General features: G+C 54.4%; 23 protein-coding genes, 1 tRNA gene and 3 pseudogenes. 8 read left to right on the top strand and 19 right to left on the bottom strand.

Annotated elements, in window-relative coordinates:
• Nucleotides 1-142: 142 nt before the first annotated feature.
• The gene (locus ACXX9E_RS18730; RefSeq protein ID WP_128615308.1) at nt 143-427 is read left to right on the top strand and encodes a hypothetical protein; all 285 of its coding nucleotides are present in this window, start codon (nt 143-145) and stop codon (nt 425-427) included.
• A gap of 573 nt (nt 428-1,000) precedes the next feature.
• Here ACXX9E_RS18730 and ACXX9E_RS18725 read toward each other — a convergent pair.
• The 3 genes from ACXX9E_RS18725 to ACXX9E_RS18715 all read right to left on the bottom strand — a co-directional run bounded on the left by ACXX9E_RS18725 (nt 1,001) and on the right by ACXX9E_RS18715 (nt 1,965).
• Nucleotides 1,001-1,438: a hypothetical protein gene (locus tag ACXX9E_RS18725; RefSeq protein WP_458555924.1), complete on the bottom strand. Its 438-nt coding sequence runs from the start codon at nt 1,436-1,438 to the stop codon at nt 1,001-1,003.
• 96 nt (nt 1,439-1,534) lie between these two features.
• Nucleotides 1,535-1,765, bottom strand: coding sequence for a hypothetical protein (locus ACXX9E_RS18720; RefSeq protein WP_458555923.1), 231 nt, complete (start codon nt 1,763-1,765; stop codon nt 1,535-1,537).
• A gap of 68 nt (nt 1,766-1,833) precedes the next feature.
• Nucleotides 1,834-1,965: a hypothetical protein gene (locus ACXX9E_RS18715; RefSeq protein ID WP_458555922.1), complete on the bottom strand. Its 132-nt coding sequence runs from the start codon at nt 1,963-1,965 to the stop codon at nt 1,834-1,836.
• Nucleotides 1,966-2,092: 127 nt separating this feature from the next.
• Between ACXX9E_RS18715 and ACXX9E_RS18710 the strand changes: the two genes are divergently transcribed.
• A complete protein-coding gene (locus tag ACXX9E_RS18710) occupies nt 2,093-2,386 on the top strand; it encodes a hypothetical protein (RefSeq protein WP_458555921.1) in 294 nt (97 codons plus the stop codon).
• A gap of 88 nt (nt 2,387-2,474) precedes the next feature.
• Here ACXX9E_RS18710 and ACXX9E_RS18705 read toward each other — a convergent pair whose 3' ends face one another.
• Nucleotides 2,475-3,194: a RipA family octameric membrane protein gene (locus ACXX9E_RS18705; RefSeq protein ID WP_458555920.1), complete on the bottom strand. Its 720-nt coding sequence runs from the start codon at nt 3,192-3,194 to the stop codon at nt 2,475-2,477.
• A 63-nt stretch (nt 3,195-3,257) separates the two neighbouring features.
• Here ACXX9E_RS18705 and ACXX9E_RS18700 point away from each other — a divergent pair.
• Both ACXX9E_RS18700 and ACXX9E_RS18695 read left to right on the top strand, forming a co-directional pair.
• A pseudogene (locus ACXX9E_RS18700) lies at nt 3,258-3,598 on the top strand (DNA cytosine methyltransferase); the annotation flags it as partial.
• Nucleotides 3,599-4,013: 415 nt separating this feature from the next.
• On the top strand, nt 4,014-4,301 hold the full coding sequence (locus ACXX9E_RS18695; protein WP_458555919.1) for a hypothetical protein: 288 nt from the start codon (nt 4,014-4,016) through the stop codon (nt 4,299-4,301).
• Nucleotides 4,302-4,434: 133 nt separating this feature from the next.
• Here ACXX9E_RS18695 and ACXX9E_RS18690 read toward each other — a convergent pair whose 3' ends face one another.
• Entirely contained in the window at nt 4,435-5,127 is a 693-nt protein-coding gene (locus ACXX9E_RS18690) for a hypothetical protein (RefSeq protein ID WP_458555918.1), read from the bottom strand.
• 495 nt (nt 5,128-5,622) lie between these two features.
• On the opposite strand from ACXX9E_RS18690, the gene ACXX9E_RS18685 reads away from it, so the two are divergent.
• Nucleotides 5,623-6,150 carry a hypothetical protein gene (locus ACXX9E_RS18685; protein WP_458555917.1) on the top strand — a complete coding sequence of 176 codons (528 nt, stop codon included), beginning with the start codon at nt 5,623-5,625 and terminating at the stop codon, nt 6,148-6,150.
• A gap of 552 nt (nt 6,151-6,702) precedes the next feature.
• On the opposite strand, the gene ACXX9E_RS18680 is transcribed toward ACXX9E_RS18685, so the two are convergent.
• Nucleotides 6,703-8,202 carry a hypothetical protein gene (locus tag ACXX9E_RS18680; protein ID WP_458555916.1) on the bottom strand — a complete coding sequence of 500 codons (1,500 nt, stop codon included), beginning with the start codon at nt 8,200-8,202 and terminating at the stop codon, nt 6,703-6,705.
• A 228-nt stretch (nt 8,203-8,430) separates the two neighbouring features.
• On the opposite strand from ACXX9E_RS18680, the gene ACXX9E_RS18675 reads away from it, so the two are divergent.
• The gene (locus ACXX9E_RS18675) at nt 8,431-9,861 is read left to right on the top strand and encodes an IS1182 family transposase (RefSeq protein ID WP_458555581.1); all 1,431 of its coding nucleotides are present in this window, start codon (nt 8,431-8,433) and stop codon (nt 9,859-9,861) included.
• Between the two features lie 514 nt (nt 9,862-10,375).
• Here ACXX9E_RS18675 and ACXX9E_RS18670 read toward each other — a convergent pair.
• The 7 genes and pseudogenes from ACXX9E_RS18670 to ACXX9E_RS18640 all read right to left on the bottom strand — a co-directional run.
• A complete protein-coding gene (locus ACXX9E_RS18670) occupies nt 10,376-10,639 on the bottom strand; it encodes a PAAR domain-containing protein (protein ID WP_222833022.1) in 264 nt (87 codons plus the stop codon).
• Nucleotides 10,640-10,718: 79 nt separating this feature from the next.
• Nucleotides 10,719-11,087, bottom strand: coding sequence for a hypothetical protein (locus ACXX9E_RS18665; protein ID WP_222833023.1), 369 nt, complete (start codon nt 11,085-11,087; stop codon nt 10,719-10,721).
• Nucleotides 11,088-15,830: an RHS repeat-associated core domain-containing protein gene (locus ACXX9E_RS18660; protein WP_458555915.1), complete on the bottom strand. Its 4,743-nt coding sequence runs from the start codon at nt 15,828-15,830 to the stop codon at nt 11,088-11,090.
• Nucleotides 15,827-18,721: a type VI secretion system Vgr family protein gene (locus tag ACXX9E_RS18655; protein ID WP_458555914.1), complete on the bottom strand. Its 2,895-nt coding sequence runs from the start codon at nt 18,719-18,721 to the stop codon at nt 15,827-15,829. Before ACXX9E_RS18655 ends, ACXX9E_RS18660 begins: the two co-directional genes overlap by 4 nt.
• Before the next feature lie 127 nt (nt 18,722-18,848).
• Nucleotides 18,849-19,364 (bottom strand): Hcp family type VI secretion system effector, encoded by a 516-nt coding sequence (locus ACXX9E_RS18650; RefSeq protein WP_007949952.1) that lies wholly within the window; start codon nt 19,362-19,364, stop codon nt 18,849-18,851.
• A gap of 427 nt (nt 19,365-19,791) precedes the next feature.
• Entirely contained in the window at nt 19,792-20,394 is a 603-nt protein-coding gene (locus ACXX9E_RS18645; RefSeq protein ID WP_458555913.1) for a terminase small subunit, read from the bottom strand.
• 329 nt (nt 20,395-20,723) lie between these two features.
• Nucleotides 20,724-20,957, bottom strand: a pseudogene (locus ACXX9E_RS18640) (phage holin family protein); the annotation flags it as partial.
• Nucleotides 20,958-20,960: 3 nt separating this feature from the next.
• Here ACXX9E_RS18640 and ACXX9E_RS18635 point away from each other — a divergent pair.
• Nucleotides 20,961-21,440: pseudogene (locus ACXX9E_RS18635) on the top strand (tyrosine-type recombinase/integrase); the annotation flags it as partial.
• A gap of 93 nt (nt 21,441-21,533) precedes the next feature.
• On the opposite strand, the gene ACXX9E_RS18630 reads toward ACXX9E_RS18635, so the two are convergent.
• A tRNA-Leu gene (locus tag ACXX9E_RS18630) sits at nt 21,534-21,620 on the bottom strand.
• 447 nt (nt 21,621-22,067) lie between these two features.
• Here ACXX9E_RS18630 and ACXX9E_RS18625 point away from each other — a divergent pair.
• Nucleotides 22,068-22,808 carry a hypothetical protein gene (locus ACXX9E_RS18625; RefSeq protein ID WP_458555912.1) on the top strand — a complete coding sequence of 247 codons (741 nt, stop codon included), beginning with the start codon at nt 22,068-22,070 and terminating at the stop codon, nt 22,806-22,808.
• Here the strand turns inward: ACXX9E_RS18625 and ACXX9E_RS18620 are convergent.
• The 5 genes from ACXX9E_RS18620 to ACXX9E_RS18600 form a co-directional block, all read right to left on the bottom strand.
• Nucleotides 22,805-23,563 (bottom strand): hypothetical protein, encoded by a 759-nt coding sequence (locus ACXX9E_RS18620; RefSeq protein ID WP_458555911.1) that lies wholly within the window; start codon nt 23,561-23,563, stop codon nt 22,805-22,807. The two genes, ACXX9E_RS18625 and ACXX9E_RS18620, sit on opposite strands and share 4 nt — an antisense overlap.
• Before the next feature lie 104 nt (nt 23,564-23,667).
• Entirely contained in the window at nt 23,668-24,180 is a 513-nt protein-coding gene (locus ACXX9E_RS18615; RefSeq protein ID WP_458555910.1) for a lysis system spanin subunit, read from the bottom strand.
• Nucleotides 24,180-24,602, bottom strand: a complete 423-nt coding sequence (locus tag ACXX9E_RS18610) for a cell wall hydrolase (RefSeq protein WP_458555909.1) — start codon at nt 24,600-24,602, stop codon at nt 24,180-24,182. Before ACXX9E_RS18610 ends, ACXX9E_RS18615 begins: the two co-directional genes overlap by 1 nt.
• A gap of 60 nt (nt 24,603-24,662) precedes the next feature.
• Nucleotides 24,663-25,124: a tail fiber assembly protein gene (locus ACXX9E_RS18605; protein WP_458555908.1), complete on the bottom strand. Its 462-nt coding sequence runs from the start codon at nt 25,122-25,124 to the stop codon at nt 24,663-24,665.
• Nucleotides 25,121-26,362: a hypothetical protein gene (locus tag ACXX9E_RS18600; RefSeq protein WP_458555907.1), complete on the bottom strand. Its 1,242-nt coding sequence runs from the start codon at nt 26,360-26,362 to the stop codon at nt 25,121-25,123. Before ACXX9E_RS18600 ends, ACXX9E_RS18605 begins: the two co-directional genes overlap by 4 nt.
• Between the last annotated feature and the right edge of the window lie 8 nt (nt 26,363-26,370).

Raw genomic sequence — 26,370 nt, 5'->3', positions numbered from 1 at the left:
CCCGCTTAAAGTGAAATCACTCCATTAGAGATCACCTTCAACGCCCGCCCGCATGCGGGTGTTTTTTTGTCTGCGATTTGTCTCGCCGAACGCGCATGGCTGCCAGTTGTCAAACCATTACACGTCACTCAGGAGACGGTTCATGGTCATTCATTTCAGCGTCGACGGTCATCTGGCCTGCGGTCACAAAGGTCAGCAACTCTCAGCGAGCAAAGAACTCAATCGCGTGAAGTGCCGTAGCTGCCGCAATACCGATGCGTTCAAGCAGGCAAGAAAAGACCAACGCAATGCAGCACGACGCACTGCCCGACAGGCAAAGAACACTCATGGCGCGGTTGATTGGCGCACACAATGGATTGAGCGGCTGACAGCAATGGCCGGACTTCAGCGCCTGCCGCGAGGTTTCAGTGGGCAGGCATTTGTTTAAAGCTACAAAAAAGCCCAGCTAAATAGCTGGGCTTTTGCTTAAAAAAAATGACGGCTGTCAGGCCAGTGAGCGTACGCAACGCCAATAGGCACAATGAAAATTGCGAACGATCAGAAGTATCCATTAGCGGTAATCCAGGGGCATCCGATCAAAATACCGCCCCGGAAACAAACAAGGGCTTGCATCAGCTTTCGCCCGCAAACCCTTGATTAGAGATGGTGCCCGAAGCCGGAATCGAACCGGCACGCCCTTACGAGCGGGGGATTTTAAGTCCGAGTTTTTCCATATATAAATCATATACTTAGGATCATAAATTTTCCGCACTTTTCAAATTTATCCTCCGTTTTGAGCCAACAAAATCAGCACCAAAACAAAAATTGCGGAAAAATCCGCACTGCCGGAATACCCGCTTTGGGCCTCTGGAATGCAGACGTAGGCCGGTCTGACGAATTGGCTTCTGCTAGGGCTGTTCAGCTAGCCTTCTCATCCCGCCGCGAGACGAAATCACGATTTCGCCGTCCGTGGCGCGAAAGCTTGAAAGCTTCTGGGTGCACGAGGCGCTTCAGATTGGAACTAGCTGCCAACTGGCATAGTTTGTTCGAGCACCTTTTTTAGAATGCCCATGAATGTTTTAACGCTCATCAGGCTATCGGAATCGCCGCCGGGAATCTCGTAGTCATCAGCTAAATCGCCGTTACGATCAACATTGAATCGGGATATCTCGCTATCTGTTTCGGCAAGATTGGGAATAGTGACCACGACCTCCAGTCGTCCCCTGCCTTCGATTACAAGAGGGCTTACAATCAACGAGAAAGGCTTACCCAACACCGATCCAATGAAGCCTCGCTGCTCTGGTAGATGCTCAATAGTTACCAGTTGGCCGTATTTACGTTCCGCGAGCCCCTTCCAATGGTCTAACCGATCAAGGAAGTTAACTCTTGCGTGAGTTATATCTCTGGCAGCTTGTCCAAGGTAACTGCCGAAACTGTCCGGGTCTTGCTGAAAATCCATTTGAAATCTCCCGTTTTATTGCCTCGCTCGACTTAGCAAGAAAGTAATACACCAACCCAAACCAAATTGCCACCACCGGTCATGGAGTGCGTCGTCCTAGCCAATGTCTCGGTCTACCCAGTGCTTGGCGAGCCAGCTTGGAATCAACAGCGTTCGGGATGCATTAGTTTTCTTGTCGACATCTGGCAACTGAGCAACTTCAACACCGAAGTAAACAATCCAGCTTCCATCTGCCTGCATTTCGACAGCCGTTACGTACGTCCCGACCTCTGCTTCGGTCAGACCGCTTTGCTCTGCGATCAATTTGTTGGAAGGTTTTCCGTCCATCTCAGGCTCCTTGGTCCGGCTCAATGCCGGACAAACACAAAGACCGCAACGAACGGCGCTACGCCAGCTCAGACAAAGCTCGGCGACTCAACCATCTGATGTTCCGACTCCATGTAGCTGGCCAGGTCGATCACCTCCCGAAGGAACACGGCCATCTCCAGCTTCACTGCGTCGTCCGGCAGCCCTATTCGTTTAAGCATTGTTTTAGGCGTCTTCTTCGGTAGCCGCTAGTGCATCCACCTCCTGCCGGTGTGAGATTGTAGATAAATACCCCACTTCTACAAATCACGCTAGCCGATGAGTTAGGCGCTCACCTTGGAGAAAGCCATGAGCACATTTACAGTGTCTGGTATGGCCCGCGACGTCGCCATGGTCGAGACCAAGAAGACAGTCAAAACCAGTCGGCCTGACCCAAAGCGAAACGGCGACACTATAGAGCTGACCGTTGATGAGTGGATGCATAAGATCGGTGTGCGCACAGACCAGATTATGACCGGTACGAAGGTGAAGCAACTCAGCCCGTTGCTCGATGCTCCCCAGTATGCCGTGAAGTTCATCGAGTTGGCCCCTAAGCCCGGTAAGTGTCGCGTTTGTAGACGCCGACGGAAATCCAACTATTAATCCGAAGGCCAAAGCGCCAAAGGTTGGCTTTGATAAGGGCCCACAAGGCAAGAAGCCCAAGCAGCAGCCTGAGCTTCAGACGCTCTTGTTATTTTGAGTGAAAACCTGTAATCCAACTAGCCACATCCCAGTCAACGCCCGGAATCCTAATCGTGCAAATCAAAAGGACAAACCAAACCAGCGACAAGCAAATCCCAACGTAAATTGGTATTCGACTTGCCGAAAAGCGCCTCATTATAAGCCAGTTCACAAATCGCCTCTTAACTCGCCCTCCTTGAATGCTCTCCTGTATGGCCTCTCTATTGTAATCCTCTTGAAACAGATGGATTAGAAGCTTCCTTGATTCAAGCTGAGAGTAGAGATGGCTTTCAATTTCAACATTATTGTCATCAATTTTTTGTTGCAAGCGATCATGTACCGTCCAAACCTTCATCATTACCTGTTCAGACTTTTGGGTATTAAGCTCCCAGTGGACCTGCCAATACTTTGCTCCTGCCGCCATACCAGCTTGAAGAACTGAAACAGCTAGACCCGCAAGACATATCATAAAGCTTACAATCGGGATCTGGCCTGCCGACTGGCACACTCCTGCAAGAAGAACCCCTTGAAAAATCATAAAAAAGTTATTGCGTTGTACCAACTGGGAAATTTCAAAGTTTCTCAGCTCGACACAGAGTTCATAAATCCCCTTCCAGCCTCGCAAATCGCTCACAGCGGACTTTACATGTCCTTCCGCAATCTTGGTCTGAGTAGGGCCAGGTAAGGCTCCAAAGTCAGGCCCCATTATTTCGTTTTTTTCGCCGCTCATCCCTGCACTCGCCCGAAGTAAAAGCGGCGATTATCGCTGCTTTTCTTAAATACAGGTATCCCAATGGACTTTACTTACGCCTCGATCTGCTCCAGCATCCAGGCGGCAACGCTTGCATGGAACCCACTCGGCATGCGGGCGACCTGGTTCGCCGAGTTCGAAGCCTTTGCCAGCGCAGTGCTGGTTCACCACTACCCGAACACGCCTAACCTCGACGACATGACCAAACTTGGCGCCCAGGTGCTGACGGGCAAGATCGCCGCACCGGACATCCTCGTCGGCTGCACGCCATGTCAGGCGTTCAGCGTGGCCGGTATGCGCGAAGGTCTCACTGACCCGCCCGGCCCCTCATCATCAAGTACGTGGATCTTGCAGATGCAGTTGACTGTGTTCGCGCCGGCCAGCTAAAAGCCCCGACGACCCGCACTACAAAGCGATCGTCAACAGTAAGGCCGTCACCGTCGTTCGCTGGATAGGCCGTCGAATACTGTAGCAGGTCAGTCTGGATCGTTGAGCAAATCCTGATCATCAGAATCGAGCATTGGCTCATCGGTGGGCGCTTTGCGCCGCCGAAATCTGAGCACTACACGAGTGCGTTCAATATCAAAAACCTTCTCACCGATCATGGCATCAAGAGTTGTTGAGATTCGGTAGTCACCGCAGTCGGAACACGAATACCTAAGAGCAAGGCCCATCGGGAGCCTTGGTTCTGTTTCCGCCCTACAAATAGCGCAAGTCATCACTTTCTCCTTTTGCTGATCGCACAACTGTAGCTGATCCTTCCCTCCCACCGCCGCATGCACCGGCATAGGACGCCCAATGTCCACAGACAACAAATTCGCTCCGAAGAATCAACGCCTCGAGTACGTAAAACAAGTGATCCGGATCATCGTTGATCATGGCCGCCTGCTCTTCTCGAGTCAGGCCGTGAATCGCTTAACCTGCATGGAGGTCGACAAGTGGGGAAATGTCCGGCTCATCGATAACCACAGCGGGGTGGTTACCTTCATACATGACAACGTGTTGGGCGTCGGTGGCGCGGAGTTAGCCAAATCAACATCGCTGAAAGATTTGGTAAGGGAATTCCAGGCTACATCTGCACGGTAAAAAACTCGTCCCACGATATGTCATGCCTAAGCGATCCAAAAAAAGCAACATCCGGGGCTATGACGAGACAGACATGAGGGCCGTACGTGACCGCGTCGGTACACTTGTTTTTACACAGCCCCCCCAAAAGAACCTAACATCCGACTTTAGGAAAACTTTCACCTGGCAATGGTTGCTTAATAACTTGCACACCTACACCATCCCGAGATTCATACTTAAACAAAGTAAATCGTTGCACCCCTTCTTTTCCGCTTGTTTTTTTATAATGAATTTGAATTTCAGAATCCTCATTAATATTAATCGTATCCACCACATCGAGAGTTTGCTTTGAATCTTTATTGAAGGGCAGCAAACGGAAAGTTACAACCTCCTCTCCTTTGACTAATACCATCGCGAACACGTGCTCACAGTAATTCCCTCGATTCACGATAGAAAATGAATCGATTGAAAGCGCCTCCCCCTCGTCAAAATGGGTAGTATTTCCCTCAAATGATATTTCGAGCAGCGGCTCCAGAAGTCGCTCTTGATGCAAAAGACTAGAGTTTTGAGCTTTCACCATTTCGGTCTGCTGCATCACAGATGCCCGTAACTCCTCAGCCTGCATCTTCAAAGCATCAGCGCTGAGACGTAACTCCGCCCCTTGCTGCATGAAGCCCAATATCAGCCAGAAGAAGGCTATAGGTCCAAAGGCTCCCGCAAAAAAATCCCCCACACTATTCAGTTCCATGGTTTGAAGCTGAGGTAGCCGATCAAAAATAAACCAAATAAATCCAACTAAATAAATTGCGGTAAATATCGTACCAATCCAAGCAAGCCCATTACGCATACATCCCTCACGCAATAACTAAAAATGCTTCGATCATAGTCGATGCCTTCACAACCAGCTATCACCTTCCCTTCAAAGTCAGCCGCTATAGCGACAAGGAATCCCTATGCTTGATGCAAACATCCATTACTCACTCAACACGCTCACTGCTAGTCAGACACGGCCGATTAGCGTACTGGCTGTCAACTGACTCGGACTTACATCAGTGAGGCTCTGGCTGGATGCATGAACGAGGAGCTCATTAGACTGGAGCTTAGGCACGTTGAAGCTGGAGTCAGCTCAGCCGGTGAGGCCGGGGCAGTTCGCCTGGGAATTCAGCTGTTGGACTGCCAGCTTGCCCCGACCAAGTATTGAGCGAAGCAGAGCAGCGTATGTGAGCGCTTGCCACTTCTTCGCTGAGCTTCACCAGTCGGGATCCACTTCCGGAATCGTTTCGACGACCCATTCTCCGGTGAACTGTTTACGCTCTGCCACGATGCGGGTCTTGCACCTGACGTGTGGTCGATCAGCTACCGGGCGGAAGGCCTTGGCTACGTCGATGCCGGTTTGCCGTATGACATCCGCCGGCACCGCGAGCGCATCGCGCAACACCGTCGTGAACAACAGCAGATTGCAGCAACCTTCAACACCCCTCCCGGAGACACTGGGCGGTATGCGATCCGTAATGCATACAGTGATCTTCGCGTGAAGATCGAAATCGGTATCGAGTACACGATACTCAACGAAACCGTTGTCCGGGATCGCGACGGAGTTTCAGTAGGCCGGCTTAACGGCGTGATGGCTGTGCAGGAACATGAATTCCGTGAACTGCAACGCCTGCACAACCGATGTTGTCGAAATGTGAGCGCACGCTCATATGCAGCCGGCCAACAGCATCCCGCAACGCATCCTGATGAGTTGCTTTGGGATATTGAGGCCGTGAAAACGTGTTTACGCGTATCCGAAGTCGAAGAGGCTGAGTTGGCCGTTAGCGGCCGTTCTGAGGGACGCTTGCGCACAATCAAAGCGGAATACCTCAGGTAACAACCCATTGAAATTACTGCTTTAGTCGGACTTGAAAACCGTCGACTGTAACAGGTCCATGAGTTCGAATCCCATCGCCTCCGCCATCTTAAGTACGACAAAGCCCTGATTATTCAGGGCCTTGTTGTTTCTGGCATTCCGGAATTTTCCTACTTCGTCTCTGGATCGTTTCCGCATCTCTTCGGTTATTTCCGCGACCCTACCTTCAAATCGCCCTTCTCCCTTCAATTTCAACTGACAGATTTGATGCAACGGAAATGCTTGCAGTGGAGCAATAGGCTGCTTTCGGCCCAGAGTGTGTAAAAACGCTTCGCCAAAATTGGAGTGTGCGCGTTTACGTCGAATCTGAAATTTATCGGCACGTCAGCAGGTGCGGATTTTACGTAGAAGCGCGATTCTCAGTCCGGGCTTGAGTACCTGTCGCGCTGAAAAACGTTTTTACACAGCCTCGGCCAGAAGCAGTCGCTCAACATTATTTTTTTAAACCAGGGGCGATTCAGCCAGTCAGAATGGCAGCGACTTTTCTTTCTTGACCTCCCTATTCGCCAGTGCCTAGACACCCGCACGAATTTCCTCTACCAGGTCGCCTAATACAAAATTCAAATAATCGTTGCGACAGGCTTCTAACTCTTTGGGGAAGTTCGTTTGGATGAATGGCATCACCATCCATCCCTTCTGGTTTTCGCTCGCCCTTTTGCTAAAGAACTCTTTTACCCCTACCTGTGTGATTACTTGAAAGGCTGTTTCGTATTCCTCTACCGACATGATGGTGTATGGATACAAGTCCACAATGTCGCGAGAAATTTTGGCCTTGTTTAACAGACTGAGCACGGACTCTTCGAGCCTTTCATAGGCTTTTGGCCCAAAAAGGTTCCAACTGACAAGAGTCACGACCACGGGAAACAGAGATCGGTTCCCAGGTTGCCACCCTGTGTATCCATTGGTAATGTCCTCGAGGTTCTTGTAATTTTGAACGACATATCGAGCCAAAACATCTATCTCGCGATACAAGGCTTGACTGTCCAATTGGTAGCGAGCTTTGAGGCTTAGTCGTTTGGACTTGCACTCGACGAGAATTGCTCCAGTCGTGTCATAAACGAGTAAATCAATCCCATGCTTTACGTTTTTCCCGATGTTGTACGGCTCAGGCTTGGCGATATTGACTGAAAATCCAGATTTACATCCCGCATTCAAAATGTTGCTGACGTCATATACGTAATCCTCAAAAGCATCGCCGTACGCTTGCTCGTAACCTTGGATTTTAGCGATATCAAAAAAGAGCCCCTCCGAAAACCTATACATCAAGTAAAAAGGAATGGGGCAAATTACGGTATTAGGAGAAGCTTGATCGATGACAATCAGCGGAGTGCTTATAAGGGGATTAATAGTGTAGGACCAGTTTTCATTGTACTCCTGCGTGCTGAGTGTCCGAGCCTTTAGGTCCTCAAAGTTAAGCACCACCTTTTCTAGAAAAACATCACGCTGCTCATCGCTTATTCCAAACTCTGTGTAATCCTGCTTTAGGTTGTACGCATACTTAGTGAGGAAGTGACCGGATATCGACACCCCTAGTAGATAAAACTGCTTTATAGAAAGAGTAGTGCCTTTCATAAGAACAGCCGCGAGATCCGGCGTGTTGTAAATTTTCAAATGACGAGCAAGCATCAGGTGCATATTAGTACGCCATAGCACTTGTTGCTGGTAGCCGCGCTGTAACTCTTGGTAAATTGTTCTTTGAAGATCTGCACTGTTCTGACTATCTGATATTCGCCGAATTATATTGATGGCCGCTGCCAAGTGGCCTGTATTGTAGAGGTCCTTCGAGTTACTACCGTCGGCGTGCAGAATAATCTCACGCGTTAGAATATCTAGCTCCCAAGGATGCACTATGTCCTTTAGGGAGGCCTTACCGAGCTTATTCATTCGAGCGAACTGCAAAGGTAAGGGTTTGTCATGCTCGATGTTTCCGAAAAAACTCCAGATTTTTATGAGGGACTCGATACGATTCAATTTGGCGGCAAAATTCCGCATGGGTTTGTACGCGCTATACATTTGGTCGTCCCTGAAAATTGATGCACCATCATAAGCTCAGTGCTATTGGGCTTGCTATATCAGGTCCGCGATACTCCCACGCTCTTGGGCGACTCATGTCTGACCGCCATCGGCAGCTATGGGTTGATAACAGCCGGTCATGACTGACCGCTTCTGGCCCAGAGTGTGTAAAAACGCCTTCGCGAACACTTGCTATGATTTCTGAGGATTTCATCGCAGGGATCGCCCATGAAGCGCTTTATCCAAGGTGAACATCGAGGCCAAGGCACCTTACTTCCCGAGAGCCTCGACGACTACGTCAGCGATACCAATCCGGTGCGCGTAGTCGACGTCTTCGTCGACGAACTCGACCTGGTCAAACTGGGTTTTGACGGTGCCATTCCAGCCGACACTGGCCGACCTGCTTACCATCCCTCGGTCTTGTTGAAGATCTACATCTACGGTTATCTCAACCGCATCCAGTCGAGCCGACGCCTGGAGCGAGAAGCCCAACGCAACGTCGAACTGATGTGGTTGACCGGGCGTTTGATGCCGGACTTCAAGACCATCGCCAACTTCCGAAAAGACAACAGCAAAGCCATCCGAGGCGTCTGCCGCCAGTTCGTCGTGTTGTGTCAGCAGTTGGGACTGTTCGGAGAACATCTGGTCGCCATTGATGGCAGCAAATTTAAAGCCGTCAACAATCGCGACCGCAATTTCACCAGCGCCAAACTGAAGCGGCGAATGGAAGAAATTGAATCGAGCATCAACCGTTACCTGACGGCACTCGATGCTGCTGATCGGCAAGAACCAACAGCTACCGAGCCCAGCGCCGTGCGGCTGGAAGAGAAAATCGCCAAGCTCAAAATTCAAATGAAAGAGCTTCAGGCGATCGAAATTCAGCTCAATGAATCACCGGATAAACAGGTCTCACTGACCGATCCAGACAGCCGATCAATGATGACGCGCGGCACGGGAATTGTTGGCTATAACGTGCAGACAGCGGTCGATACGCAGCACCATTTGATCGTTGCACATGAGGTTACCAACGTCGGTTCCGATCGCGATCAACTCAGCTCGATGGCCAAGCAGGCCCGCGAGGCTATGGCGTCAGAAACGCTGTCGGTAGTGGCTGATCGAGGTTACTTCAAAAGCGAAGAGATCCTGGGTTGTCACGATGCCGGGATCACCGCCTATGTGCCCAAGCCGATGACCTCTGGAGCCAAAGCGGACGGGCGTTTCAATAACGATGCTTTCATCTACGACGCGGCAAAAAACGAATACATTTGCCCGGCGGGAGAAGCACTGATCTGGCGCTATACCAACGTTGAAAAAGGCCTGACGCTGCAACGTTACTGGAGTTCGAAATGCAGGGGCTGCGCGCTGAAAGCGCAGTGCACACCGAGCACGGAACGACGAGTTCGACGCTGGGAGCATGAAGCCATACTGGAGGAAATGCAGAACAGACTGAGCAACGCGCCGGACATGATGCGAGTCCGCAAGCGTACGGTCGAGCATCCCTTCGGGACGCTCAAACAATGGATGGGTGCGACGCACTTCCTGACGCGAAAGCTGGCCGGGGTGGGCGCGGAGATGAGTTTAAATGTGCTCGCCTACAACATGAAACGGGTCATGAAAATCATCGGTGCTCACGGTTTAATGAAGGCGCTGTCGGCATAAAAAGCTGATTTTGGCCCATCCCAGAGACTGTAAAAACAGCGTTGACGTGTTCCAGGTCGCGACTGATGCAATACGCAGCATTTGCCATGCGATCGTTCAGCCACGAACGTCAATGATCCAAGACGATGAAGCCTTGAGCGTTTTTACACACTCTGGGCCGTTTCCTGCCATTCCAGAACGACTGCTTGCCGTTAGCGGTCGGTTGCGAACGTCAGCTTCTGGCCAATAGCTGTCCCTGAGGAACCCCTGCAAATGACCGAAGCTGTATAAAATTGTTTTTGAGCGCGACAGGTACTCAAAACCGAACTAAATTCTCGCTTCTACGCGAAATCCACATCTTCTGACGTACCGTTAAATATCAGATTTAACGTAGATGCCCATACTTCAGTTTTGGCAAAGCGTTTTTACACACTCTGGGTCGTAAGCAGCCTTGATTGAAGTATCGGCTAAATGCGGCCGATCAGAGACTTCGAAATCAGTGCGATTCAAAATGGATAGTTCACACCCACAAGACTCAGCCGACAACCGCCCCTATAGGACCACTAGCAATCAATGCGGCCCCACAAACGATTTTCATGCCGTGCAAGGCGATTGGCGTGCCATCGACTGTATAGGTGCTGCTGCCCTCGGCGATTGGAAAAATCCCTTTACACAGAGGGCAACTCACCTTGTGACCCACCCCAGCTATAGGTTTGCCGTTGAGGTCGGTTTGGGAGAATGCTTCAAGAACTTTGCCACCGTGAGTTGTGGAGTCGCCCAGTCGGATAACGTCTTTCATAGAGCAACTCTCCTAAACCGGTGTCTTAGTAATCAATTGCATTCAATGACCGCGATAACTTTAGTATTTCTGCGAGCCATTAGGAACCAATGTACTTGTAATAAACCCCCAGCCCCCCATTAACTCCGGAAATCTCGAGGTGAAGGATCGCTTCACCGGGTGCACCATCAGCAAAAAGAACACATTCTAACCCGAGCGTTTTTTCATTAGTTTCATATACATCAATGTAAGGCCGGCCTTGCTTGCTTGAATCAAAAGCCTTTTCTTCAGGCGCGATGGATATCTTGGTGCCTTTAGCGAAATAATCATCAATACACTCATAAATCTCATCAGCAACCGCGCTGGATATTCCAAAATCTTGCTCAAGTGTAGACGTGTCACGTCGATCGATGGCCTCTACGAGCAATTGGGTCTTGGCATAAGCTTCGTGATTGGTGGGTGTACTCATTTATCGACTCCGTCTCTTGGAAGGTGTTGCGGTGCTGGTACCCGCGTTGGCTTTAATACCGGTGAAGTAGCCACGAGCCTGGAGTGTCGCGCACTTCGCTGCCTTCGGACTCAGTCCCGCAGCACGTAGCGACTTGAAGGCTACGACAGTCTCACTTCCTAGCAGGCCGGCAGTTGATGCCTTATCTTGGGCTCGATTAGCATTATAGTGCGGAGTTCCTCGTGTGGTTCCGTCTGGGTTTCTTCCTTGAAGGCTTATCGCTGGCGCATCATTGTATTTATAACCTGAAATTCCATTCATCGACGCATCCTGATAGATGTGGTGGGAGTCTTGGAGCCCCCCTATTTTTCGAAGGTCGCCATGGCGACCTGTCACTACACCTTCAGCTTCAAGTACTTTATTACATTCACATGGGCATGTTGCACTCAAACCAAGGCTATCGACCCAGCCTGTCGGATTTGGTGCATATGCATAAAGATTTAGCCCTCCCATGTAACCGATCGGGTCTTTGCTAATGAAACGGCCAACACTTGGGTCATAGTACCTGTGTCGATTGTAATGCAGCCCTGTCTCATGATCGTGATACTGCCCTTGGAACCGTATCGGGTTCATCACGCCATGCTGACGCGCCCACTCCGAGCGCTGTTCCGTCACCTGTCCCCACGCCTTGTACTGCGCGGTCCAGGCAAGGTTGCCTTGCGAGTCCGTCAGCTCCTGCGGCGTGCCCAGGTGATCACATTGGTACCAGGCCAACGCATCAAACGGTAATGCCGTTGCCTTGTGATTCCACACTGGATCTTCATCAAGGCTGTATTCACCGCTGTAACCCGGCAAACCGATCAGCTCGATTGGCGCATGCCGTACAGCCTGCGCCACAGGGACAAAAGTGCCCGGTTCGAAGACGTAGTGCACTGTGCGCCCCGGTTCGCCATCGCTCTGCGCCGGGCTGCTTTCCCACGCAAGGTTGTCGCCATCCCAGCCGTACAAAGTGAAGCCGCAGCCGAGTTCGCGTTGTTTGCGCGCGTGTTCATTTCTGTTCCAGAGGGAACCGGCTTCCGGGCGCTGTTTGCAGTGGGCGCGGGAGTTTTTGTGCAGGCGGCGTCCCAGTGCGTCGTAAGCGAAATCCACGCTCAGGCGCGGGTCTTCGAAATGCACCAGTCGATCAAAAAGGTCCCAACGCAGATCACCGCGTTGGCCGTTGTGCCAGCGCTGGATCTGATTACCGCGTTCGTCGTAGTCGTAGTGAGTGCCGGCGTATTCGCGCAACAGATTGTCGACCAGTTTGCTACGTGGTGGCGTCAGATCCAGTGGACGACGGATTTCGGCAGTCTTGTCATCCAGCAGGTTACCGGCCGGGTCGAAGGCAAACGTTTCCACGCCTTGACGCGTCACCGCGCTGAGCAGTCGACCCACGGGATCGTAACGATAGGCGAGCGGGCCGCGACGACTGTCGTTGATGTCAGTCAGTTGGCCGGCAGCGTCATATTTGTATTCGCGCTTGAGCAGAGTGCTTTTGTCATCGCTGCGCCCCAGCAGTTGTTCCTGCAAGCGACCGGCCGGGTCCCAGCTTTGAGTTTGCAGCAGGTGATTGCCTTGATGGCGGGCGATTTCGCGGTGCAGATCGTCGCGTTCGTAGCCGATCAGTTCGTGTTCATCGAGGCGCAGGCCGAGCAGGTGGCCACTGCCGTACGTCAGCCAACTGACACGGTGGCCGTCGGGGCGCACGGTGGCGACTCGTTGGTTGAGCACGTCGTACTCGTGCTGCCAGATCGCGACGGTGGGTTTTTCCAGGCCGAGGTAGTGCTGGTGTTCGCGCAGCAGATTGCCGGCTTGGTCGTGGAACCATTGCAGGCGGCTGTCGGCATTGTCAGCCAGCACCAGGTTGCCGTTGCCATCGTAGGCAAAGGTTTCGCTTTGCGACTGATCGCCAAAGGTCGCGCGCCGTTCAGTTACACGGCCCATCGGGTCGAAGCTCAACGAGATGACGCGTTGGCCATTGATCGACTGGGCGAGGCGGCCGGTGAGTGGGTCGTACTGATAGCGCGTGCTGCGTCCGTCGAAACCGCGTTCTTCCAGCAGGCGTCCGACCGGATCGTAGTGAAAGTGCGCGCGTTGTTCGTTTTCGTTTTCCAGGGCCGTCAGCCGTCCGAGACGGTCCCAGCGGTAGCGCAGGGTTTGCTCGGCGGCGTCGACACGCTCGGTGATCAAACCGGCAGCGCTGTAGCTCCACGTGGTGCAGCGATCGAGACCGTCGGCATACGCCAATAACCGGCCTTCGGCGTCGCGTTCAAAGCGCTCTTCGGTCTTGTCCGGGTGCTTGATCAGCACCAGTTGGCCAGCCTTGTATTCGTATTCGGTGGCGTTACCGGCGGCGTCAGTGAAGCAGATCATCTGCCCCAGTTCGTTGTATTCCCAGGCGCTGGTCTTGCCCGAGCAGTCGACGTACTCGACCATCTGCCCGGCATCGTTGTAGTCCAGGGTCTTTTCGTTGCCGTTGGCGTCCTTGATCGCGGTGGGCTGGCCGGATTTGTTGTAGGCGTATTCGGTTTTGTTGCCCAGCGGATCCAGCGCTTCAACCAGATTGCCTTGGTCGTCATAGGCGCGTTGCCACTGACCGCCCTCGGCGTCGCTGATCTTGATCAGCAGGTCCTGGTCGTCGTACGCGTAGTGCATCACCGTGTGATCGGCGCGGATGTGTTCGAGCAGGTTGCTGCGTTCATCGTAGCTGTAGCGATCGGTGCTGCCGTCGGCGTTGACGCGGCGCACGATGTTCTTGGCCTCGTCGCGGAAGAACCATTCCGAACGCTCGTCCGCGTAGCGAATGCGATAGGTGTAGCCAAGGATGTCGTAGTAGTGCCAGGTCTCGTTGCCGAGCGCGTCGGTGACGTAGGTCAGACGGATGTTTTCGTCCCACTCCAGGCGCGTGTCGAAGCTGCCGTCGTCCGCCCATTCGCGGATGGCTTTGGCCTTGGCGCTTGAACCGTCCCACTGCAGGTTCATGCCGCGCCCGGTGCGGTCGGTGTAGCGGGTGATCAGATGATGCTGGAACTGATACGACCAGACTGCGCCGTTCTCGTCCTGCGCCTGAACCAGGTCGCCATAGGCGTCGTATTGGTACGCACAAAGTTGTCGCAACGGCTCGCCGTCAACGATCTGCCAGAGGCCGATAAACCGGCCGTGATCGTCGATCATCGTGCCGAGGTGCAGGTGCACCTTGCTGATGTCGTTTTCCTGGTAGGTGATCAGGTCGGAGAGCAGCGAGTGTTCGCCGTGACGATGCTCGTAATGCAGCATGACCCCGGCGCCGTTGCGCAGCGAGATATTGCTCAGCACAAAGCGCTGGCCACGGCGGACGTAGGTTTCCTTGCGTTCGAAGCCACGGCACAACAGCAACTGGTCTTCGCCACTGCGAACCAGGGTGATGTTTTCAATGGCGTCGTAGTGGAACAGACCGACCTTTGGCAGCGGGTAGCTGTGGTCGCGGCCGTCAGCGTCGCAGAACGTCAGGCCATCGTCCACGCAGTCGAAGCGCGTGGTGAATTCGCTGATCCAGCGAGCGCCGAGTTCGCTCTGATCGAAGGCGCCGAGGCGTGAGTTGTAGGTGCGTGTCCATTCGATCGGGAAGGGGCCGGGCAGGCTGAAATCGGTATGGCTGAGGCTTTCAGAGCCTATGGCAAAATTGATGCTGTATGGCGTGGCGCATTCACAGGGGCCTTTCTTTGGATTGGGCGCGCCTTTCGCCGGTGCCTGTTGGCCGTGGGCGGCCAACTGTCCCTCAGATGCCGTACGCTTCGCCTGTCCGATCTTCTCCGGGTGGACGGCGGCGTTCTGGCCATGGGCATTGCGCTTGCGCCACAACGTCACGGCGCTGGAAAGGATCAGCAGCAACCAACCGATGGAGTTCTGAACGGACTCGTCGTCCAGCTTGCTCAATTGGGTGCGTAGTTCCGGGCCCATCGCCCGCAGTTTTTTGGTTTCGGCGGAAACGTTTTTTTTGAGGTCATCAGGAACGAGATTTTGCGCCACGCTGTTGGCCAGGCCTTTGCCTGCTGACTTCAGCGCACTGTTGGCAGCCCCAAAAATATTGCTGAAAGACGCCAGCGGATCATTCTTGAATTGGTCGGCCGCAGCGCTTGCCTGGATGCTGGCTGCATTCAGATCACCTTTGGCATCCAGATTGCCAAACGCCACCGCTTCGATGCCTTTGGCAATTTCGTTAACGACTTCTTCTCCGAGCTTGCCAGCGTCCGCCAAAATACCGGGCAACTTGCCTTTGGCCTGTTCAACAAAATCATCCAGTGTGCCGATAATCGAGGCGTTCAGGTGACCAACCAGCACCTCGATCACGGAAGTGCTGAGCAACAACTTGCTGCTGGCCCTCATCTCCTGACGCACCAGAAACAGTGTCGGGCGCAGTGTCATGCGCGCCGCTGCCATTGCCGGTGGTAAAGGCAATACGCCGATCAGGTTGATGCCAAGGCTGGCCCACGCGAGCAAGTCGCGCTGCTTGGCGTTCGACAGGGTGACGATGTCACCCAGCGCATCGACCAGCGCCATGATGTTGCCCACCACGGGTAAGGCGCCGGCGACGTTCTTGATCCGGTCGAGAGTGACCACCCCACCACTGGCGGATTGAAGCCAGGCATCGAACGTTGCCGCACCGCTGGCAACGTCCTGAATGTCGATGGCATTCAGGGGAACGATAGCAACCTGAGGTTCACGTTTTACGATTTCAGTGGTCATGACAACATCTCACCCGCCAACAGGCCCGGGGTTTTCAAGGAAGGTTTTGGAAGCGTTGGCGCGGGAAGCGTCGGTAGCTGTCCGCCCTTGCTTGCTGCGCCGAGGATCCCCGACGCACTCGGCATGGCGGCACTCGCCAGTTTCGGCAATCTGGCCACCCCACCTTTCACTTGCTGCGCCGCTTGCATCGCACCTTGCGCCGTCTGCATCGCACTCATCCCTGTTTGCGCCATGTCCTTGCCCTTCTCCAACATGTCCCAACTCTTGCTAGGCAAGACCTGCGCGACCATGGCTTGCACCTGACTCGGCACATCCTCGGCCCCCGGCGGATTCAATGGCCACTCCGGCTTGCCGATGTAACTGCCATCGCTCCAGGTGTCCGCCGGGTCCTTGCCGAACAGCACCCGCGCCGGCCCCGGCGCGGCGCCGGCGACACTGGCAAAACCTTTGGCGTCGAGCTTGCCCTTGATGCTTTTGCCCAAGGCATCAATGACTTCGTAATCGCCTTCCTTGATGCCCTGACGCCCGGCGTACTGGTTGAACAGTTCCAGCGCGCCTTTGCCCGGTTTCGGTGGTTCCGGGAACACCCCGGCGAGACTTTTCGCCCCGGTGTAGGCGAAGTTCGCCGCGTGCGCGGTGTACGGGCCGCTGGTGGCGTGGGTGATGCCGCCGGCGTTGTAGGTCGTGGCGCTGCCGCCGCCCTGGATCACCAGTTCGGTTTTCGCGGTGATGGTGATGCGGTCGGCATTGGCGGTGATGTTGAGTTTGGCCAGCAGGTTGATGCTGTCCTTCAGTGCGCGGACGTCGATGTCGCCGGACGCTGCGACCAGACGCCATCCCATGCTTTGCACGAACAGGCGCATGCCGCGACTGGCACTGGCCAGCAGGCGTTTGCCGATCGACAGGCTGGTGTGCCCGGTGCTGCTCAACGCCAGGTGTTCGCCGGTGGCGATGTGGCTGGAGCGCGGCGTAGTCAGGGCGATGCCCGCTGGGCTGGCGAGCACCAGATGCGGCTCGGTGAATTCCGGGAACTCATTGGCGGTCATGTTCGCCGGACCACTGCCGAGCACGCCTTGATGCTGGGCGTGCAACGCTTTGGCGACGTCGTCCTGATCACCGGCCTCTTGGGCTTGAAGCTCTTTGGCCTGAACGGCGAAACCATCCTGCTGATCGCTGGCCGTCGCGAGACGTTCGGCGGTTTCCGGCAGATCCTTGTGGTGCTTGGATTCGTTCGGGCGCGGCTCGGTGGTGATGAGCAGACCGGCACCGGCACGCACCGCACCGTGGCGATCGGTTCTTAACTCAAAACCCTCTCCTCGTGGCTGCCCACCTGAAGGACGCGGATGGGTCAGGTAGCCGAGGTTGATCGCACTCGCACCATGATCACTGCGCAGCGCGATGCTGATCTCGCTGGTGGTGTCGTCGATGCGCAGTTCGTTGGCGCGGCTGCCCTTGTATTCCTTGCTCTTGACCGTGGCCAGGGTTTTGAAATCCGGGAGCTTGTACGGCGGCAGGTTCGCGCCGTGGTACAGGCAACCGGTGATCAGCGGCTGATCGGGATCGCCTTCGAGGAAGGTGATCAACACCTCCATGCCGACCCGTGGAATATTGATCGAACCAAAGGTTTCCGCTGCCCAGCTCGATGCAACGCGCATCCAGCAACTGGTCATGTCGTCGTGCTTGCCTTCGCGGTCCCAGAAGAACTGCACCTTCACCCGGCCATACTGGTCGCAGTAGATCTCTTCGCCTTCAGGGCCGCAGACCACGGCACTTTGGGTGCCGAGGACTTTCGGTTTCGGGTGATCGAGCGGCGGACGGTACGGCACGTCCCAAGGAATCGCGCTAAAGCGGTTGCGGTAGCCCTGGTGGAAATCGTCTTTGTTGTCGGTGGTGTCGCTGGTGACCGACTCCTCCAGCACCTGCGGTTGTTTACCTTCGTGCAGAATTTCGGTGAGCAGCCACAAGTCATTCCACGTCGGGTTGGCGTGGTCGGTCAGGGCCAGAAAATGCCCAGTGACGAGGATCGGCTGATCGCTGTTGCCCTCGGCCAGACGATAGTCGCTGCGATGGCGTTCCAGCGCGCGGTTGGCCAAGTGTTTGCCACGCTCGCGGTCAACGAAACGGCCGGGGTAATCGTAGTCTTCGAGGTCCGGTTGGGCGCTGCTTTTGGCATCACTTTCCAGCTCGATCTTCGGTTTGACGAAGTCGTAATCACGCCGCGTGGTGCGACTGGTGCGGGTGGCCAGGCGCAGGCCGAAGCGCTTGACCACCGGTTTGTCGGCGACCAGTCCGGAGTCCTGCTGATAGGCCACGGGCGCCAGTTTCGGGAACACCGTCTGGTCATCGCCGAAGGTCAGTTTGTGGCCGCTGGCGGTGTGCTGGAAGTGGTAGTGAATCCCCTCTTCTTCGCACAGGCGCTGGATGAAATCCAGGTCCGATTCGTCGTACTGCACGCAGTAAATGCGCTCGGGGTAAATCGCGCTGAGCTGGAAGTGGTAATCGCTGGCGAGGATGCCGTGTTCTTCCAGGACTTTGCTGATGATCTGCTGCACGGTCATCTGCTGGAAGATGCGCTGGTTGACCCGATGCGCAAGGTACGCCAGTTGCGGGCGCAGGGAGATCTTGTAGCGGGTCAGGCGCTTGCCCGCCTCGCCCTGGGCGATGCTGTAGACCAACCCGTGGATGCCGGTGCCGCTCGGCGACAGCTGCAGAAACGCCAGTTTGTGCAGCACGCTTTCGAGGTTGATCGAGGCCTTTTCGCTGACCAGTTCCAGCTCGAATTCGAACGGCGTGTTGAGGGCTTCACGACCGGTGAACGACAGCACCTGGAAGTCGCTGTCGATGCCATCGACGGTCAGATTGAAATGAGGCTGGTTGGCCGGTGAGAACATTCCCTTGTCCCTCGCGCAGTGCTGCGACGCGCAACAGCCCTCAAGGGGCTATTGGCAAAAAATTCTTTAGAAGTGAGTGCGCCCCGACCAGCGATGCCGGCCGGGGCGGTACAACCATCAGCCGTAATTAAACGACTGGAGCACGCCAGTCATCGGAACCCGAAGTACCGGATACTTCGTGGGTCCAGGTGATTTTGCGGTAGGTGAACTGCACTTCTTCCAGGTGGGTGAAGTGCGCGTTGCCTGGATCCTGGCAGTTGTGCATTTTGTTGTTGATGGCGACGATGATCGCGTCTTCCAGTTTGGTGGTGTAGTAGTGCTCTTGGGTGCCTTGAGCAGAAGTACGGTACCACTGGATAACGATTTCGCTCATGCGCTCGCCGGAGGTCAGAGCGGCTTGCAGCAGAGGCGAAGCCTTGTCGTAGACCTTGGTGATCACCACTGGCTTGTGCACGCGCTGACCGGTTGGCTGACCGGATTGTGGGTCACGCGGGATGATCACGTCGTGGGTGAAAGCCTGAACCATAACCTGGTCTTCGTGACCTTCCTGATAGGTGTTGCCAACGGAGTCGGCGGTGAAGGCGCCGGCAGTGATCAGGCCTTGTTTTTCGCCGGTAACCGACATGTACGCTGGTGTTGCCATGGGGTGTGCTCCTTGCTGAATCATTGGGTGCGCCCATAGGTGATATCACCCAAGAGGCGGCCAATGGCCATCAATTAGCATGCCAACTTTTTCATACCCTTATAAACCGTGGCTTGCGAGCGCTTTCCTCGCGGATTCTGGGATAACTCCGCAAAAAATAAGGAGAAAGTGCGCAAGAAGTTGCGCAGTGGTGTGCAAGAAGTTGCGCACTTGGCTGGAGACCACAATCTACTTGGGCTGTAGCGATTTATCGAGCCCAATATGCGAAACAAGTGCGCAAGAAGTTGCGCACTTTTAAAAAAGGCCGCCCCAACACATCAACGGCTGAAATTTTGATGGTGCCAGGTCATGACTGCATTTCAAGTTGGCCAAACATCAGAAGCACTCCTTTCCACAAACCATAACTAAACCTAAGCTAGGGATACCCTCAGCACTCGCTCAATAGGACGCCAAAATCGTCGCAGGACACTTGAGCCGCCTCGTTGAGCCGTTGACGTAGCGCAGCAGTCAGCTGTCGTTCCACTTCCCACGGGTCCGATAGCGCGGCGAGTTGTGGCGCCAACTGCGGCGAGAGGCTCATCAACGAGTGATTGAGCGAACGTGCTGTTTCAAAAGCGGCTTTCTGCACAAAGCTGATTTCCACCAGTTCGCCTTGTGCCTTACGGAACTCCATCTCCGCCATCCGCGCCAGGTAATGCTCGCGATGCACTCTTGCTTTCTGAAAGTCAGGAGTCTGTCCTTGCGCAGGATCAGCGGATGGCGGCGCAGCCATGTTAGTCGACTCGGATTTGGCTGCGACGCGCCTGTATACATCACGCTGAAGCCGATCCTGTTGGTGGCGAGCAGCGACGGCAGCCTTGCTCGGGTCGGCGGTTTCGCGGATCAATGCTTCGGTGACCAGCACGTCGACTTGCTTGCCATTGGGCGACAGCACCAGTCGACCGTTCTCCTTGAGCCAGGAGATATAACTCGGTGACCGGCCGATGTGCGCGGCGCAGGCGCTCTTGGACAGGTACGTGACTGCGGTCATAAGCCCTCCTTTTCAGCGGCTTTTCAATGAATCCTTTCAAGATTTCAGTGGATTGAAATTTCAGTAAGCTGGCGGGTCTCCCACTAACGCGATCCCGCGGGTTTCCGACCCCGTGCCCTTTGAAAGTCCCCAGGGTCCCCGGCGGTTTTCTGCCCGGTCCGGCTGTCGAGCCGGCATCCGAGTGCCATGCCCTGCCCCCACTCCCTTGGAAAGACGGACATCCCTGCAAAGGTTTCAGCTAGAAAGATTCCGCGAGTTCGATAACCCGTGTAGGGGGCAGGCCTCGGGGAGGACCCGTAAAAAGCGGCGCCCTACCCGGCCAGCCCGGCTCATGCCTTCGGCTCGGCTTCGCTCAGGTCCAGCCGCTTGGCGACCCAGCGTTCGTACAAGCCGATTGCGACATCCGCGCCGGCCATCGCGGTCAGGCAACCCAAGGCGCCCGCTGTCCAAATCGACAGGCCCGCGCCGAACAGCAACATCATCGCTGACACGCCGCACACGATACAGACACCGGAGCGAAGTGCGAGGCGGCGCAGTAAGGCCCACCCCCGTGCTCCATCCTTGAGCATGATGATCAGCCCTTGAGAGACGCTTTAGACCTCCTCTATCTAACAGATCAGAGGGTCGCAGACACGTTGAAGATGGTTGAGCGAGACATAAAAGAAGGAAAGCTCTCCGTTCAGCAAGGCAAGACTGGGGCTAAACGAAGGATCGAGATCATTGGTGAGCTCAAAGTCGTAATCGATCGAATCATGGCACGAAAGGCTGGACAGAAAATCAGATCAACACGTCTCGTAGTAATCGACTCTGGGCAGCCGATGACAACCAGCATGCTCAGAAAACGGTTCGATGACGCCAGGGAAGCAGCCGGGATTCCAAAAGCAGAATTTCAGATGCGCGACCTACGAGCAAAAGCGGCCACGGATAAAGAGGAGTCAACAGGGAGCATCAGAGAAGCTCGGGACCAACTTGGACACACCACCGTAGGGATGACAGAACAGTACATCCGTATGCGAAAGGGTATGAAGGTCACCCCTACGAGGTGACTAACGGTCACGAATTGCGGAAAAGATTTTTTGATTGCGGAAAAAAGAACTAAGGGCTTGCATGAGGTATGTCATGCAAGCCCTTGATATTCATGGTGCCCGAAGCCGGAATCGAACCGGCACGCCCTTACGAGCGGGGGATTTTAAGTCCCATGCGTCTACCAGTTTCGCCATTCGGGCGGTAGCGCGGTGTTGCTCTCTCCTACTTCGCAGTGGCAATCCTGACAGAGTGCACATGCAAGCAGCAGAGCGGGAAATATATACATCACTTCCCGGTGAAGCAAGTTCGCAATGGCCGTTTTCAAGACTAAATCTTGCTGCGCACTGCAAATAAAAAAGCTCCGTAAATCATGGATCTACGGAGCTTGTTTATAGTGGAGGCCGAGGTCGGAATCGAACCGGCGTAGGTGGATTTGCAATCCATCTATAAAGCTACGTATTTCAATAGGTTAGCACTATTTACGTTCCGCAAGCTACTGATTTTTAACATGCTGCATCCCTTGTTTTACAAAGGCCCGATTTTACGTTGCGGAACGGAATCCTGCTGTTCGTCGCATCACGCTCGCCCGTTCGCCACGCTTAGATTACTGTATGTACATACAGATATTGTACAGTGAATCTGTTCCCATGAACTTTGACCAAGCTAAAGTACTCCGGCTACAGCGATGGCGCGCAACTCTCGACGACCGAAATTTCCGCATGCAGAATCCCGAAGGGCACAGGGCAACGCTCTACGAGATGACGTCGGCACTACTCGACGAGGGATTGATCGATCACCTTGAGCAATTCGATATGAACGAAATGGCTGATGCTGCCTATTGGCACGCCGCCGAGGAGCTGCAAAACACGCCCGAACATTACCGCGGTGCTTCAACTTATGACGTCGTGCAAATCGGCAATGGAAAACTGCTGGGCACAATCAGCCGGTCTATTTTCAACTTCGTAGATAACGAACCTAGAGGTGCTTCCTTCGCCTATGACGGCAAGGTCTACGCAGATCAGGACGGGGCACGGTTGACGCTTGGCCTCTCCAGGGAGATCGGAAGGATCATCGGTCTGGTGCTGGAGATGAATGGGCGCCGTTACCAGTTGATTGAGACAGCGCGAATGATCGCTGGACTCACCCATCACCCTCTCTACGATTCTGACACTTACCGCGCTCTGATAGACGCAGCGCAGGTAGCGAAAGAGGAGCGGCATCTGCGCGCTTTTGGACAGTTGCGGCCCCACATCGAATTAGCCGCCTTCTGTATTTGCCCTTCCTGCCTCGATAGCTTCGGCGTGCGTGATGATTGCCAAACCTGCGCTGGAGTAGGTTTTGTGACAAAACCAACGATAGAAGCTGCGTTCACACGCGGAGCGAATTAATAAACGAGCAAAGTTTCCCGTCCCTTCCATGTGAAGCAAGCATAAAGATTTTTTAATATTACCCCTAGCTTATCCATGCTTTCATCGGATATATCAATACAACCTTGCTGCCCATTCGCCAACAGTGTCATGTATCTTGTGCCGTCAATATTTTCTATAAAGATCCCAGCAGATTCCGATATAAACAAAGATGTTTCCACTTTTATTGGCAGCACTATGGGCTTACCGCCAGTCTTTTCCCCAAGTATTCGATCTTCGATGTGGTGAGCAGTATTTCGCACATCGTAAACAGTAGGAAATTCCGCAAGCATTTCATTATAAACTTCTTTCAATCCTGCCCAATTAGGGAGCTCATTTTCGACCAGTTTTTTCAGACACTTTTCAAACTCATCCAATGCAAAAATAAAGGCCCGCGAAGATATCGCGACTTTCCGCAGGCGCAGTGAACTTGGTACCGCCCCTTTCTTCCACTGCTCGATCAAGAAGAGGCGCGCAACTTCGTTATCTTGTTTATGCCTACTATCCAAGTCTAATTCATCACCTATTGACCTTGCTTCGACTTCTTTACGTAGCTCTTGAGAACGAGCTCTTCGGTGTTGAAATTCCTCATGAGCTTTATCATTTAACATGCTCTCAGCCGAAGCCGTTTTGAACATTTCTAAGGCGACAGCAGCAGTTTCAAATGCACGAGTGATAGCAGATACCAACGCCTCAACTCTTGCTCGTCCGCTTTCAGAAAGAACCTGAAGGTCCATGCTGCTTCCTGGCTTAATGATATCGAATACTTTCACACTCACCTCTCACTGCTTTTTTGTTCCAATATAGCTTTAAATTAGAATCAGATGTCTACTCAAAAAGATCAATAGGTTTGAAAAATCGCTTTTACGTAAGCCTGACAAGCAGCCAAAGCTATCAGTCCCCGATCACCGGTGTCGGTGATGGCGATAATTCTTTGAGCATGCGCTGGGTCAAGTCGGACGCGTACGGCTGCATGATCCACGCCGCCGGCGCCGGCGGCGGTTGGCATACCGCAGTCTTTGGCAACGTCGGCTGCGTCGAGGAGGACTGACAGCCGGACATCAGCAGTGGCAAGGCGATCGCGCAGCAGAGCCTGGTCTTTTTGTGCATCGGTCATTTTCTCGAAGTGGGTTTTCTCACTGGCCGCCATCCGCTGCTCAAGGGCCAGGCGCTTGTCCTGTTCAGCCTGTTGCGCGGTTGCCGCAGCCTGGGTCAATTGATTGAGCGTTTCGGCATTCAGACGGGCCTGCTCGGCCAACTGCTGCCCGTAACGCCAATCCTGAAACTGCCAGGCACTGCCGAAGCCAGCGAGAATCAACGCCAGCAATCCCAAGGCTTTCCACGGAACGACCATCACGGCACATCTCGAAAGAAGACGTGTCCACCCAACTTTAGCGTCTGCTTCGCCTGCGCCGACCAGGCCGGCGCCTTAATGCTGGTGGCGTAGTAGTGCGTGGCGCCGCCAGTGGGATCAGTGACCTTGCCGTCGATCACCTGGTCAGCAGCAATTCGTGCCTGAGCCAGCTCGCGAAACGAAATCTCTTTCACACCGATCAGGAACTGATAGTTAGGATCGGTTTTGTTCCAGCAACTGAACTGATACGGCTTCTGGCAAACACCGGCATAGCCTTCGCCCCACCACGACTTCTCCTTGCCATCAAACACACGGTTGCGGATCGTCCACGCCACGGCGATCTGCCCGGCAGGACCTTCGCCGCGTGCCTCACCCCAGAGTGTGCGCGCCAGAATATCGCGCTCTTTTTCCGATACGGTCATCACTTTTCTCCAGACAAAAAAAACCGCCAATGAAGGCGGTACGTTTTGGACTGCTGCTGTTCACGGGGCCGGTGGCCAGGTCGGACTGGGAGCGGTCAGATCAACACGATTTACTGCGATCATGTATTTTTTCCAAGCCGTCAACCGGGCTTCTTCATCGGCGGTCGCCTCACCAAAGTCCACCGCGTACTGAAGTGGGGCGATGGACAGGGTCGCTTGCGATAGATAGGCGTCCCGCTGCCCGGTGTTATCAAGCAGGATCTCTTGTGGGGACGGCTGGTAGGGAACTGGCGCAGAGAAGTACTTTCCATTGAAAGTCCAGCCATACTCTGGCTGCGGATCAATATCAGTCAGATCCACCATGTCCCGTACCATCTCAGGCACGAAGCGCAGTTCAATCGGGATCTCTTGACCAATTCTACTTGGCTCACCGTCCTGCCATTCCGGGGCCTCCGCATCATAGGCACAGGGCCGGATAATCTCGCAGACAACGCCGCCGTTCACATATGCATACGTCTTCATCGCGAATATTCCTCTAGGATCAGCAATCCGCCTGCACCTCGACCACCAAGAATGTTTGCTGGCACGGCAGAACCGTTTGCTGCGCCCGACCCTCCTGAGCCAGGGCTTTCCGCATCATTGCCAACGGTTCCCGTCGACGGTGCTCCACCAACAATGTATGCCCCCATCCCAAATAAAGAGGCACCACCGTAACCACCCAGAATGGTTGATCCATAAAAAGCGCCAGTCCCGGCACCGCCACGCCCATTGATGTCTCCACCGATCCCAATGCCGCCGGCAACCCCGCCTAAAAAGTTTGAACTGGCAGGGCCTGACGAACCAACCCCGCCAACGCCTCCCCCAGATGCTGACAGGCTTGGCCCAAAGGACGTCGAACCACCGGGCATACTAGGTGAAACGCCACCCGCCCCCACAGTGATTGCCAGCCCATCGAATCCGCCGAGGAACATCTTTTCGCACCAGCCACCCGCCGCCCCACCGCTACCCGCACTGACGTGCCCAGTCGCCGTACTCGCCGCCATACCACCCGGACCGCCACCGCCTTGCAGAATCGCCCTGCACCGACCGTTCGGGTTTAACGCTGAGTATGTAGAACTCGCGTTAACGAATGGCCCTCCGTCAACAGACACCTGCAAAGTTCCGGCATTATTGCGGTAGATTGATCGACGCAAGAGCCGGCCAACGGCTTGCCCCAGCTGCATTGCATGAGAGCTTTTGGTTGCAGCCGCTACCGGAAGTGAGCCGCCCGCGCTGCTGAGCAACACCCATTGATCCAAGGTTGCCGAGTACGCAACAGCACACATTCCGTTGGCAACGATTTCTCCCCCTTGCAATGCAGCAAGGCCCAGCCCAACCAGAGGCTTTGCCAGCATTCCGTTCGGACTGAAGGTACTAGCGCCTGTATTCGCCGTCTTGGCCTTGAATCGGAGCACCGCCCCATCGTTCAGCGCGGTGATCACCGGCGTGTACGCCACCGTGTAAATGTTTGCAGATCCAGTATCTGTTCCACTGTTACCAGATCCCACCTGCCCAATTTTACGAATGGCCTGTAACAACTGGGTCAGGTCGGCTTCGCTTGGGCCTAACCCTGCCGCCTGAATCACACTCAGCACTTCGATCGTGATTGCGTTGCCCCAAGCCGAGGGGATGAGCGACCCGGGTGTTCCCGCTGTCGGATCTTCATCAACAAACTTGCCATCTACCAGGCCTACGCTGGGCACACTTCTTGGAAAATCCACGTTCTCAT

The sequence above is a fragment of the Pseudomonas sp. GNP014 genome (genome assembly GCF_054344005.1).
This window is presented reverse-complemented; position numbering and strand designations above follow the sequence as displayed.